Consider the following 12353-nt stretch of genomic DNA (forward strand, 5'->3'; position numbering starts at 1 on the left):
GAGGCCGCGGCCGGCCGCGGCCAGGCCCGGCGCGACCGCCTCGCCGCCGCCCGGGCCCGTACCGGCACCCGCACGAACGCAGACCACCCGAAGGGACACCAGGAATGACCACCGACGCATCGACCGTGGCGATCGTGGGGATGGCCGGCCGCTTCCCCGGCGCCCGCGACCTCACCGAGTACTGGGCCAACCTGCTGGGCGGGATCTGCTCCATCACCGACTTCGACCCGGCCCGGCTGCGCGCCGCCGGAGTCCCGGAGGAGGAGCTGGCCCACCCCGACTACGTCCCGGCCAAGGGCTTCCTGGCGGACGCCGACCGCTTCGACGCCGAGCTGTTCGGCTTCAACCGCACCGAGGCCGCCGTCCTGGACCCGCAGCACCGGCTGCTGCTGGAGACGGCCTGGAACGCCCTGGAGGACGCCGGCTACGACCCGCTCCGTCCGCCCGCCCGCACCGGCGTCTACGTCGGCGGCGGCGCGACCGAGCACCACCTGGCCGTCCAGACCGACCGGAAGCTCGCGGCCGAGCTCGGCGGCCTCCAGCTGCGGATCCTGACCGACCGTGAGTTCCTGGCCCCCTGGATCTCCTACCGGCTCGGCCTGGACGGCCCCAGCCTGAACGTGCAGACCGCCTGCTCCACCTCGCTGACCGCCGTCCACCTCGCGGTGCAGGCGCTACTGCTCGGCGAGTGCGACGCGGCCCTGGCCGGCGGGGTCTCGGTGGACACCGTCGAACCGCGCGGCTACCGCCACCGGGAGGGCGACGTCTTCTCGCCCGACGGCCGTTGCCGCCCCTTCGACGAGCGCTCCGCCGGTACGGTCACCGGCAACGGCGTCGGCCTGGTGCTGCTCAGGCGCCTCGAGGACGCGCTCGCCGACGGTGATCCCGTGCACGCCGTGATCCGGGGCAGCGCCGTCACCAACGACGGATCGGCCAAGGTCGGCTTCACCGCCCCGAGCGTGGACCGGCAGAGCGCCGCCATGGTCGAGGCCTGGGCGGCGGCCGGCCTGGAGCCCTCGGACGCCGGCTACCTGGAGATGCACGGCACCGCCACCGAACTCGGTGACCGGATCGAACTCGCCGCCGCCACCGCCGCGTTCGGCAAGGCCGCGGACGACAGCGGCACCGGCGCGGTTTGCGGCATCGGCTCGGTGAAGTCCAACCTGGGCCACCTGGACGCGGCAGCCGGCGTGGCCGGTCTGATCAAGGTCGCGCTGATGCTCCGTCACCGCACCCTGGTCCCCACCGTCAACGTCTCCCGCCCGCACCCCGCCCTGCTCGAAACCCCGTTCTCGCTGGTCATGGCGCCCGGCGCCTGGGACGCCCCGGCCGAGGGCCCCCGGCTGGCCGGTCTGAACGGCACCGGCATCGGCGGCACCAACGTCCACCTGGTGCTCGCCGAGGCCCCCGAGGCCCCGCCGCAGCCCGCGCCCACGGGCGCCGTGGTACTGCCGGTCTCCGCCCGTACCCCCGCCCAACTGGCGGAACTGGCAGGCCGGTTGGCCGTCGTGGTGGGCGGTCTCCCACTGGCCGGGGTGGCGCGGACGCTGCGCACCGGCCGGGCCGCCCTGGACGTCCGGGCCCACGTGGTGGCCGCTGACGGAGCGGAGGCGGCCGAGGCGCTCGCCGCCCTGGCCGAGGGGCGGGCCGTCACCACCGACCCGTCCGGCGAGGAGTGGGCCGGCGGTGGCCGGGCCGACTGGCCGGCCCTGCCGCCGGGCACCCGCCGGGTGCACCTGCCGGCCCTGCCGTTCGCGGGCGAGCCGCGCGGTGCCCGCTCACTGTCGGCCCCGTCCGGGGACGGGAGCACCGGAGGGCCCGGCGTCGTGCCCGTCCCGGAGGCTCCCGCCGCGGCGGGAGAGGAGCAGGTGGCCGCCCTGCTGGTCGGCGCGCTGGGCCTCGACGGCCCTGGGGAGTTGGCGGCACAGACCTACTTCGGCGCGGGCGGGGACTCGCTCACCGCGGTCCAGCTGCTCGCCCGCTTCCGGGAGGAGCTCGGCCTCGACGTCCCGCTGGAGCTCTTCCTGGAGCAGCTGACGCTCCGCGAGCTCGTCACCCGGATCGTGGCCGGCCCCGGCGAGGACGACCAGGACGCCCTGCTCGGCTCCCTCCTCGACGAGTTCGAGGCGGGGAACTGAGCAGGGCGTCCTGAGCGGGAGGTGGTCACCGGCGCGCGGGGGTCTCCGCCGGTGACCACCGGTCCGAAGGGGTGCCAGGTGCCCGGCACCCCGCCGGGTCACTTGCCGAGCGCGGCGACGCCGGCCTGGGCGAACTTCTCGTCCAGGTCGCCGGAGGGCGCGCCGGCCACGCCGATGCCCGCGATCGGGGCGCCCTTGTCGGCGACGGGGGCGCCGCCGCCGAGGAAGAGGGTGCCCGGGATGTCCTTCAGGTTCGGGGCCTGGGCGAGCCGCTTGACCAGCTCGGAGGTCGGGGCGTTCCAGGAGACGGCGGTGAAGGCCTTGCGCTCGGCCGACTCGTAGGACTGCGGGCCGGCGCCGTCGCCGCGCAGGGTGACCACGGTGTTCCCGTTGCGGTCGACCACCGCGACGGAGACCCGCTGGTTCTCCTTCTTCGCGGCGTCCAGCGCGGCCTGGGCGGCCTTGGTGGCGGCCTCGACGGTCAGGTGGGTGCTGGTGAAGGTGTCGTTCTTCTTCACGTCGGCGGCCTGCACGGCCTGGGTGGTCCCGGCGGTGTCGTTCTTCGGCGCGGCGGTCGCGGAGAGCGCGCCGAAGGTGCCGGCCCCGGCCACCGCGAGGACGGCGGCACCGGTCAGGACACGGACCCGAACAGTCTTCTTCTGCATGCCAGTTGCTCCACTCAGGATCTGGGGGGAACCACCGGCTCCCGCTCTCTGTACCGATCCTCGCCCCGAAGTCACCCGCTTCCCGTCGACGCCCCGGCCGACCCGGGGGTCATCCGATCGGCTGACCCCCCACCACCCACCCGGTCGGCCGCGGACGCGCCGCCGGACACGCCGCCGGGCGGGCGAGGGCACGCACCGCACCCGCACGGGGCGGATACTGCGAGAGACAAGCCCCAGGCCCTTGGGCCCGAGCGGCCCTTCGAACCAGCAGGGACGGAGCCATGCGCGAGAACCCCGAGAATCCCGAGTTCCCCGAGGACTACGACGACTTCGAGGCGGAGGCGGCGCCGGCCGTCCAGGAGGCGGTGGACGCCGAGCGCGACGCCGCCGACCACGTGGGGGACGACTACGAGCAGCTGCGGGAGCGCCGGGCGCTCGGCCACGAGGACGTGAACGACGCGGACGCGGCGGAGCAGAGCCGGGTGGTCGACCTGGACGAGGAGGAGTACCGCTGACGGTGGAGGCGGCGCCGGTTCCCGACCGGTCGCCATAACGGGTCAGAAGGTTAGAATCCGGGCATAACTGCCTGGCGTACCGATCGCCGCGCACACCGGCGCGGTGACCGTCCGCCGAACGGAGGTCGACGATGACCAAGCGATCCACGGGCACGATGACCAAGCTCCGGGCCGGCATGCAGGAGATGCTCCAGCGCCGCTCCATGACCGCCGATCCCGGCATGCGGCCGCCGATGACGGGCGGGGGCGGGACGGGCGGCGGCGCCTCCGCCCCGCACTTCGGGGACACCGCCTTCAGCCACGGCGGCCGCCGCTCCTTCGCCGCCCCGGCGATGGCCTCCGGCCCGGCCCACCACGCCGAGCTGCCCGGCCACCGGCACCGGGGAGCGGAGAAGCACTCGGCCCACTGAACCGGCCCCGAGGGGCGGCGCCCGGCATCCGCCGGGTGCCGCCCCTCGTGACGTCCCTCCGCACCGCCCTCTCCGGGGGGCGGTAGGGTCCGAGCGGACCCAACGACTGAAGGAGCGTCATGCCGGAGGAGCTCAAGCCCCGCGAGGAGTGGCTGGCCTCGCTGCCCAGGGCCTACACGGGGGCGGGCTGCCTGCTCACCGACCCGGACGGGCGGGTGCTGATCGTCAAGGCCGGCTACCGGGAGCACTGGCAGTTCCCCGGCGGCACCATCGACCTCGGCGAGGACGGCGCCCGGTGCGCCGCACGTGAGTTGGAGGAGGAGACCGGCATCGTCCGGGAGGCCGGCGCGCTGCTGGCGGTGGCCTGGACCCACCCCTCCGAGGAGCTCGACCACCCGGCCGTGCACTTCCTCTTCGACCTGGGCACCATCGCGGCCGACACCCCGGTCGTGCTGCCCGAGGGCGAGCTGGACGACTGGAAGTGGGCCCCGGCCGAGGAGGCCCTCGAACTGCTCGGCCCCAGCCGCTCGGTGCGGCTGGCCGGCGCCCTGGCGGCCCGTGCGGACGGCCGCACGCGCATCCTGACCAGCCCCAACTCCGGCTTCTGACCGGCGGGTTGGTATAGCCGGCTACTTGCGGAACACGTACGCCGCCGAGACCGGGACGCCGAGGTGCTTGGCCCACTTGGGCTTGAGGGCGGTCCACCGCCCGTCCACCACGGCCTCCCGCATCTCGGCCAGCTGCCAGCCCTCGCCCAGTGCGGCGGTCAGGTGGTCGCTGACCAGGTGCAGGTGGGTGTCGATGGCCAGGTCGGTGCCCTCGGCGGTGGTGAAGTGGGTGGGCATCCCGGCACTCATGATGAACTGCGGGTGCAGGCCGACCAGGACGCAGAGCCCGCCCGGCGCGGCCAGCCGGTACGCCTCCCGGTAGAGCGGGGCCAGCTCCGGCAGGTGCTCGTCCACCAGCGAGGAGATCACCAGTCCGTACTGGCCCCCGGGCAGTCCGGTCCTCGCCAAGTCGCCTTCCAGCAGCGCCCGGTGGGCACCCCGGGCCCGCGCCCTGGCCAGCATCTCGGGGGTCAGGTCCACCCCGTCGACGGCGCCCACCCCGTGGGCCCGCAGCCACGCCCCGGTCCGCCCCGTCCCGCAGCCGAGGTCGGCGGCCTGCTCCAGCGCCGCCCACCGGGGGACGGAGAGCGCCTCCAGCACCGCGAGGTCCATCAGGTCCTTGACGGTGTCCTCGTAGCTCGTGACCCACTGGCCGTAGCCGGTCCGGACGTCCACGGTCGGGTAGTGACGGGTGTCAAAGTCCGCGAATTGCACCATACTTCGCAGTGTTCACGAACCGGTGGCCGAGCTGCCAGCCATTTTCCCGGAGGCCGACGGTGCCGCCGCGAGCCGCCCGGCGCACCGCCGGCTGACCCGCCGTCAGAACAGCCACAGCTCCCGGCCGAGCGTGTCGGTGCAGCGGACCTGGCCGAAGCGCTCGTCCCCGGCGGCCAGGAAGCCCCCGGCCACCCCGGCCAGCACCTCGCGGGCCACCGGGTCGGAGCGGCTCCAGGCGCCGGTCAGGACCAGGGTCTTGCCGTCCAGCTCGGCGCGCTGGATGCGGGCCACGGCGGCGGTCAGCAGTGCCGCGTTGACCTCGTCCAGCTCGGCGGCGGAGAGGTAGGTCTCGCCCGTCCCGGGCCCGCCCTCGGCGGCGGCCAGCCGGCGGCGCAGCTCGGGCAGCCCGTAGCGGCGGACGGCCGCGATCGAGTCCTCCACCGCGACCAGCCAGCGCGGCCCGGGGCTGATCTCCCAGCAGATCTCGTCGTCCACCGGCATCAGCTCGCCGATCCGGGCGTGCCAGAGCTCCGAGCCGTCCGGCGCCCACGGGTCCGGCGGCGCGACCGGCAGCGGGCGGTCCCGTCCGGCCTCCGGCTTGGCGCTCAGGGCCAGGTGGACGGTGTAGCGCAGCGCGTACTCGTCGGCGTCGACCACCCGGACGCCCAGGACGGCCCAGTGCAGCGGGGCCGGGAGGACGAACACCTGCCGCTGGTCCGTCAGGCCCATCGCCCGCAGGGCCGGCGCGAGGTGGTAGCGCATCCCTTCGGCGAAGAGGTCACGGGCAGGCGTCATCGCAGGTCCTTGCAGGTGGGGGAGTGTGGTTCGTGCACCGTCAACGCTAGGTCGGCACCCCGCCCCGCAGCTGCGGGCGAACGGCGCCGGCCGCCGGGCCCTAAGTCCCGCGACCACGGGCCTTTGCGCCCGGTGGGCACCACGCCGCCGTCACGCCGCCCGCGCACCCGCCGTCCGGGGCCGGGCAGGACCGGAGCACCCGAACCGGTCCGGCGCGGGCCCCGGATGGCGGATGATGTGGCGGGTGCACAGCTCCCACCCCCGATCCGGCGGCCCGCCGCCCGACCTCGCCGAGGCCGTCCTGGCAGCGCAGAACGGTGACGAGGAGGCGTTCCGGCTGCTCTTCCGCACGGTCCAGCCCGGCCTGCTGCGCTACCTGCGGGTGCTGGTCGGCGGCGGTCCGGAGGACGCGGAGGACATCGCCTCCGAGACCTGGCTCCAGATAGCCCGCGACCTGGGAGGCTTCCGCGGCGACTCGGACGGCTTCCGGGGCTGGGCGGCGACCATCGCCCGGCACCGGGCCATGGACCACCTGCGCCGGGTCCGCAGGCGGCCGATCGCCGACCTCCCGGAGGAGTACCTCACCGAACTGGCCGCCGCCGAGGACACCGCCGGCAGCGCCGTCTCGGCGGTCTCCACCGCCGACGCGCTGGCCATGATCGCCGAGCTGCCGCCGGACCAGGCCGAGGCGGTGCTGCTCCGGGTGGTGCTCGGCCTGGACGCGCCCGGGGCCGCCGCCGTGCTCGGCAAGCGGGCCGGCACCGTCCGGATGGCCGCCCACCGCGGGCTGCGCCGGCTGGCCAAGCGCCTGGAGGGCGACACCCCGGCCGACGGTCCCGCCGAGGGCTTCCCCGCGCAGCGCCGCACGCTCGCCGAGGCGCCCCGGAGGCCGTCCGCGGCCGGGCAGTCCGCCGCCGAGCAGCCCCCGCCCGGGAAGGGCCGTCCGCTGCGACGGCTCGGCCGGGCGGGCCGCCGCGCGCCGGAGTCCGGACCGGAATCCGGGAAAACCTTTCCGCCGGGTGTGACACCCGAGCAGGCCGTGACGCTGAAGGACATGAGATGAGCACCAACCGATCCCGACGGATCGACCGTGACACCGCCGAGCAGCTGCTCGCCGGTGCCCCGGGCGCCCGCGCGACCGGTCCGGAGCGCCTCGCCGACCGCACGGCCCCGCCGGGCCACGCGGAGCTGGCCGGGCTGCTCGCCTCCGCGGCTGCCCCCGAAGCCGACGGTGGTGAGCAGCCCGGTGAGCGGGCGGCGCTGGCAGCCTTCCGGGCGGTGCGCTCCGACCCGTCCACCGCAACCGCCGGCCGGAGAACGACCGTGAGCACCACCGTCCGGGTACGGGCCTTCAGCGCGAAGGCCCTGCTGACCGCCTGCGCGGCCACCGCCATCGGCGGCGTCGCGGTGGCGGCCGGCACCGGTGGCCTGCCGCACATCCCGGGCCTGCCCGGCGGTGGCGGCAACCAGGCGGTGCACGCCCCCGCGACCCCCGCGGCGTCCTCGGCCACCGTCCCGGGCGGCTCCACCGCGCGGGCCGGCGGCTCCCCGTCGCACCCCGAGCCGCAGGGCTTCGGCGGTTCGCACACCGCGGGTACAGCGCCGTCGCCGTCCACCGTGGGACCGTCCGCCACCGCGACCGCGCCGGCCACTCCCGCCGCTGACCAGCGGGCCGAGCTCTGCCACCAGCTGGCCGAGGCCCTGGCCGCCGGCGGGAAGCGCGGGCTGCTGCTGGCCGACCCCCGGTTCGCTCCGCTGCTGGCCGCGGCCGGCGGCGCCGAGGCGGTGACGGAGTACTGCGCCGCGCCCGGTGCGGCCCGGCCGTCCGCCCCGTCCGCCTCCGAGGACCAGGGCAAGGGCGGCTCCCGGCCCTCCGCCGGCCCGACGCCGTCCGCGACCGCCTCCTCCGGCGTCCACAAGCCGGCCGAGAAGCCCACCGACAAGGCGACCGAGAAGCCCACCGACCGACCCACCGACAAGGCGACCGAGAAGCCCACCGCCAAGCAGGACGCCAAGCCGGCGGAGCAGCTGACCGGAGGACAGCCGGAGCAGGACCGCCGGTGACCCGAAGACGCCGTGCCGACGGTGTGCGGGTCGGTCCTCCCGGAGCCGGACCCCAGCCCCCTCACCAGGATCGGAACCGCAAGTGACCACCAGCCCCCCGGCCAGGGACGCCGCCCCGCAGGCCGCCCCGGCCGCCCCGTCCGCCGGCGCGCGGCCCGACGGACCGGTCTTCGTGGACGCCTCCGGCCGCAGGCAGCGGCTGGTCCGCCGCGCCGGCCGACTGCTCGTCATACCCGCGGCCGGGTACCTGGCCCTGCTGCTCAGCAGTCTGCTCGGCGGGCCGTCCGTGGACGCGCCGTTCCTGCCGCAGCAGCACGCCGAGCGCCCGCCCACCCCGGCCGTCCCCGCCGCCCCGACCCTCGGGGCCACCCCCGGCGCCACCTCCGGGGCCCCGTCCGCACCTGGTTCGGTCAGGCCGCCCGGCTCCACCGGACAGCCGGCCGTGCCGGTCCGCTCCACCCGGACCACCACGGCACCGTCCGCCGCCCCCACCGTCCCCGCGACGGTCCCGCCCGAGCCGTCCACGCCGGTCACCAGCCCGACCGCGGGCCCGCCCGACCCCACCAACACCCCGGGCCACGGCCGCCCCAGTACCGCCCCGAGCCGGAAGCCGAGCAAGAACCCGTGACCACCACCCGTCCCGCCGCAGGCCACCGCTCCCGACGACGCGCCAACGGCAACGGCAACGGCAACGGCCGCGGCCGGGGCCGCCGCGCAGCGGTCCGTCAGGTACCGCTGCGCACCCACTGGCTGTTGCTCACCACCCTGGTGCTCACCCTGGCGGCCGCGCTGCTGATCCAGGGCTGGACCCACGAGCTGTACGGCAGCACCCCCGACGGAGCGGCCACCGCCGGGGGCGACGCCCGCTCGGTGCCCGCCGCGGTCCGGGACGGCGGCCCGGTGATCGACGGCGGTGCGGCGCAGCCCCGGTCGGCCCGCCCGGCCGACCGGACGGTGGCGCTCACCTTCGACGACGGGCCGGACCCGGTCTGGACCCCGAAGATCCTGGACGTGCTCCGCCGGCACCAGGTGGACGCCACCTTCTTCGTGGTCGGCTCCCAGGTGGCCGCCCACCCCGAGCTGGCGCGGCGGATCGTCGCGGAGGGCCACGAGATCGGCGTGCACACCTTCACCCACACCGACCTGGCGGCCGTCCCCGAGTGGCGGCGCTCGCTGGAACTGAGCCAGAGTCAGCTGGCCCTGGCCGGCGCGGTCAGCCGGACCAGCTCGCTGCTGCGGCCCCCGTACTCCTCCTCGGCCGCCGCGCTCACCGACGCCGACTGGGACGCGGTCCGCGGCGTGGGGCGGGCCGGCTACCTGACCGTGCTCACCACCTTGGACAGCGGCGACTGGCGCCGCCCGGGCGTGGACCGGATCGTGGCCGACGCCACCCCGCGCGGCACGGCGGGTGAGATCGTGCTGATGCACGACGCGGGCGGCGACCGCAGCCAGACGGTGGCCGCACTGGACCGGCTGATCCCCGAACTCCAGGCCCGCGGCTACCGGTTCGCCCCGGTCGGTGACGCGCTCGGCCTGCCCCGTCCGATGGCCCCGGCCCCGGCCGGGGACCACTGGCGCGGCCTGGCCCTGCTCGGCGCCCTGACGGCCAGTGAGTGGGTGCTCCGGGTGCTGGGCTGGCTGCTGTACGCGGCCGGCGCGGTCAGCATGCTGCGCGCGGTCGCGGTGCTGGTGGCGGCCCGGCGGCACAAGCGGCTGCGCGACCGCCCGTGGGGGCCGCCGGTGACGGAGCCGGTCAGCGTGATCGTCCCGGCCTACAACGAGCGGGCGGGCATCGAGGCGGCGGTCCGCTCGCTGCTGGCCTCCGACCACCCGGTGGAGGTGATCGTGGTGGACGACGGCTCCACCGACGGCACCGCCGACCTGGTGGAGTCGCTGCGGCTGCCGTACGTCCGGGTGCTCCGGCAGGCCAACGCGGGGAAGCCCGCCGCCCTCAACGCCGGTATCGCCGCCGCGAGTTGTGAGCTGCTGGTGATGGTGGACGGGGACACCGTGTTCGAGCCGGAGGCGGTCCGGATGCTGGTGCAGCCCTTCGCGGACCGCCGGGTGGGCGCTGTCTCCGGCAATGCCAAGGTCGTCAACCGCGGTGGCCTGCTGGGCCGTTGGCAGCACATCGAGTACGTGGTGGGCTTCAACCTGGACCGCCGGCTGTTCGACCTGGCCGAGTGCATGCCGACGGTGCCGGGCGCGGTCGGCGCCTTCCGCCGCTCGGCGCTGCTGCGGCTCGGCGGCGTCGGCGAGTCCACCCTGGCCGAGGACACCGACCTCACCATGGGCCTGTGCCGGGCGGGTTGGCGGGTGGTCTACGAGGAGCGGGCCAGGGCCTGGACGGAGGCCCCGGCCTCGCTCGGCGCGCTCTGGCGCCAGCGCTACCGCTGGTGCTACGGCACCCTCCAGGCGATGTGGAAGCACCGGGGCGCGCTGGCCCAGCGGGGCCAGGCCGGCAAGCTCGGCCGCCGCGGCCTCGGCTACCTGCTGCTGTTCCAGGTGCTGTTGCCGCTGCTGGCCCCGGTGGTGGACGTGTTCGCGCTGTACGGCCTGGTCTTCCTCGACCCGGGCCGCATCATCGGCCTCTGGGCGGCCTTCCTGGCGCTCCAGTTCGCCATGGGCGCCTACGCGTTCCGGCTGGACGGCGAGAAGCTCGGCCCGCTCTGGACGCTCCCGCTCCAGCAGTTCGTCTACCGGCAGCTGATGTACCTGGTGGTGATCCAGTCCGTCTGCACCGCACTGGCCGGCTCCCGGCTGCGCTGGCAGCGGATGCAGCGGTACGGCAGCCTCCAGGTCCCCACCGCTGGCGGCTGACCGTACTCGGGCAACCGCTATGGTGCACGGGTGCGCGGCCACCGGGCCGACTGGTCCGGGTGACGCGGAAGGGGAGTGGTCGGGGTGATCGGCCGGATACTGAACGGGCGTTACGAGCTGGGCGAGGTCCTCGGCGTCGGCGGCATGGCCACCGTGCACCGCGGGTACGACCACCAGCTCGGCCGGCCGGTCGCGGTGAAGCTGCTCAACGGCGGCCTGGCCGACGACCCCCGGTTCGCCGAACGCTTCGCCCAGGAGGCCCAGCACGCCGCCCGCCTGGTGCACCCGAGGATCGTCACGGTCTTCGACTCCGGGGTGGACCAGGGCTCGCCGTACATCGTGATGGAGCTGGTCGACGGCCAGACCCTGGGCCGGCTGATCGCCGACACCACCTGGCTCCCGATCGAGCGGGCGGTCGGGATCGCGGCCGCGGTCTGCGAGGCGCTGGAGGTCGCGCACGCGGCCGGGCTGGTGCACCGGGACATCAAGCCCGGCAACATCATGATCACCCAGGACGGCGGGGTGAAGGTGGTGGACTTCGGGATCGCCCGGGCCGGCTCCTCCGGCGCCCAGCTCACCCAGGCCGCCCAGGTGCTCGGCACCGCCTCCTACCTCTCCCCGGAGCAGGCCACCGCGAGCCCCCTGGACGGCCGCTCCGACCTCTACTCGCTGGGCTGCGTGCTCACCGAGATGCTCACCGGCGCGCCCCCGTTCGGCGGCGACAACTCGGTGGCCATCGCTTACCAGCACGTCGGCGCCCAGCCCGCCCCGCCCTCCTACCGCCGCCCCGGGCTGACCCCCGCGCTGGACACGGTGGTGCTCCGGCTGCTCGCCAAGAACCCGGCCGACCGCCCGGCCGACGCCGCCACCGCCCGGGCCGAACTGCTCGCCGCCGTCCCGCTCCACGGCCCGGCCGACCGCACCAGCGAACTGCTCGCCGCCACCCAGGTGATCCCCCCGGTCGGGCTGACGCCCGGTCAGGTCCCGTACCCCGGCGCGCAGCAGGCGACCTCGGTGCTGCCCCCCGTACCGCACCAGCCCTACGGGGCCCAGCCGTACGGAGCGCAGCCCCACCAGTCCCACCAGCCGTACGAGCCGTACGAGGAGCAGCCCTCCCGGCGCCGGAACCCGCTGCTCTACGCGGGCGCCGGGGTGGCCGCGCTGGCCGGGGCGGCGGTGGTCGTGGTGCTCACCATGGGCGGCCCGGGCAAGAACGCCCCGAAGGCGGCCCCCGGCCCGAGCACGGCCGCCTCCGTTCCGGCGGCCCCCTCGCCGACTCCGACGCCCACCCCGAGCCCCACGCCCTCGGCCAAGGCGAGCCCGAGCGCCAAGCCCTCGCCGACCGCGAAGCCCGGCCCGGGCACCGCACTGTCCGCCCTGCGCGCCGCGGTGGCCCAGGGCGACTTCCAACGGGACCGGGACCGCCAGCAGGACCTGCTGGAGCGCCTGGACGAGGCCTCGGAGGCCCTGAACGACCACCAGCTCGACGACGCCGCGCGCTCCCTGAGGGAGGCTCAGAAGCTGGTCCGCGACCTGGGCAAGCGGCACGCCATCGACGGCGACACCAGCCTCCTCTGGCAGGCCAAGATCGGCGCGGTGCTGGCCCTGGTCGGCTGACCCG

General features: G+C 75.9%; 12 protein-coding genes. 9 read left to right on the top strand and 3 right to left on the bottom strand.

What is annotated here, in order from left to right:
* The first annotated feature begins 104 nt into the window (after positions 1 to 104).
* Entirely contained in the window at positions 105 to 2138 is a 2034-nt protein-coding gene (locus ACZ6ZR_RS29215; protein WP_465647332.1) for an acyl carrier protein, read from the top strand.
* A 98-nt stretch (positions 2139 to 2236) separates the two neighbouring features.
* Here the strand turns inward: ACZ6ZR_RS29215 and ACZ6ZR_RS29220 are convergent, their stop codons facing one another.
* The gene (locus tag ACZ6ZR_RS29220; protein WP_465647334.1) at positions 2237 to 2803 is read right to left on the bottom strand and encodes a GlcG/HbpS family heme-binding protein; all 567 of its coding nucleotides are present in this window, start codon (positions 2801 to 2803) and stop codon (positions 2237 to 2239) included.
* Between the two features lie 281 nt (positions 2804 to 3084).
* Between ACZ6ZR_RS29220 and ACZ6ZR_RS29225 the strand changes: the two genes are divergently transcribed.
* From ACZ6ZR_RS29225 to ACZ6ZR_RS29235, 3 genes are all read left to right on the top strand, one after another.
* A complete protein-coding gene (locus tag ACZ6ZR_RS29225; protein WP_465647336.1) occupies positions 3085 to 3318 on the top strand; it encodes a hypothetical protein in 234 nt (77 codons plus the stop codon).
* A 131-nt stretch (positions 3319 to 3449) separates the two neighbouring features.
* Positions 3450 to 3728, top strand: coding sequence for a hypothetical protein (locus ACZ6ZR_RS29230; protein WP_465647337.1), 279 nt, complete (start codon positions 3450 to 3452; stop codon positions 3726 to 3728).
* A gap of 119 nt (positions 3729 to 3847) precedes the next feature.
* Positions 3848 to 4336, top strand: a complete 489-nt coding sequence (locus ACZ6ZR_RS29235) for an NUDIX domain-containing protein (RefSeq protein WP_465647339.1) — start codon at positions 3848 to 3850, stop codon at positions 4334 to 4336.
* Between the two features lie 21 nt (positions 4337 to 4357).
* Here the strand turns inward: ACZ6ZR_RS29235 and ACZ6ZR_RS29240 are convergent, their stop codons facing one another.
* Together ACZ6ZR_RS29240 and ACZ6ZR_RS29245 are read right to left on the bottom strand one after the other, a co-directional pair.
* Positions 4358 to 5053, bottom strand: a complete 696-nt coding sequence (locus ACZ6ZR_RS29240; protein WP_465647341.1) for a class I SAM-dependent DNA methyltransferase — start codon at positions 5051 to 5053, stop codon at positions 4358 to 4360.
* 102 nt (positions 5054 to 5155) lie between these two features.
* The gene (locus tag ACZ6ZR_RS29245; protein WP_465647343.1) at positions 5156 to 5848 is read right to left on the bottom strand and encodes a hypothetical protein; all 693 of its coding nucleotides are present in this window, start codon (positions 5846 to 5848) and stop codon (positions 5156 to 5158) included.
* A 244-nt stretch (positions 5849 to 6092) separates the two neighbouring features.
* On the opposite strand from ACZ6ZR_RS29245, the gene ACZ6ZR_RS29250 reads away from it, so the two are divergent.
* The 5 genes from ACZ6ZR_RS29250 to ACZ6ZR_RS29270 all read left to right on the top strand — a co-directional run bounded on the left by ACZ6ZR_RS29250 (position 6093) and on the right by ACZ6ZR_RS29270 (position 12349).
* Complete coding sequence (locus tag ACZ6ZR_RS29250) at positions 6093 to 6911, top strand: RNA polymerase sigma factor (RefSeq protein WP_465647345.1); 819 nt, start codon at positions 6093 to 6095, stop codon at positions 6909 to 6911.
* The gene (locus tag ACZ6ZR_RS29255; protein ID WP_465647347.1) at positions 6908 to 7912 is read left to right on the top strand and encodes a hypothetical protein; all 1005 of its coding nucleotides are present in this window, start codon (positions 6908 to 6910) and stop codon (positions 7910 to 7912) included. Before ACZ6ZR_RS29250 ends, ACZ6ZR_RS29255 begins: the two co-directional genes overlap by 4 nt.
* Before the next feature lie 82 nt (positions 7913 to 7994).
* Complete coding sequence (locus ACZ6ZR_RS29260) at positions 7995 to 8540, top strand: hypothetical protein (RefSeq protein ID WP_465647349.1); 546 nt, start codon at positions 7995 to 7997, stop codon at positions 8538 to 8540.
* Positions 8537 to 10732: a bifunctional polysaccharide deacetylase/glycosyltransferase family 2 protein gene (locus ACZ6ZR_RS29265; protein WP_465647351.1), complete on the top strand. Its 2196-nt coding sequence runs from the start codon at positions 8537 to 8539 to the stop codon at positions 10730 to 10732. The genes ACZ6ZR_RS29260 and ACZ6ZR_RS29265 overlap by 4 nt, the downstream gene beginning before the upstream one ends.
* Positions 10733 to 10816: 84 nt before the next feature.
* The gene (locus ACZ6ZR_RS29270) at positions 10817 to 12349 is read left to right on the top strand and encodes a protein kinase domain-containing protein (protein ID WP_465647353.1); all 1533 of its coding nucleotides are present in this window, start codon (positions 10817 to 10819) and stop codon (positions 12347 to 12349) included.
* The last annotated feature ends 4 nt before the right edge of the window (positions 12350 to 12353 follow it).

Source organism: Kitasatospora sp. NPDC088742 (genome assembly GCF_055584905.1).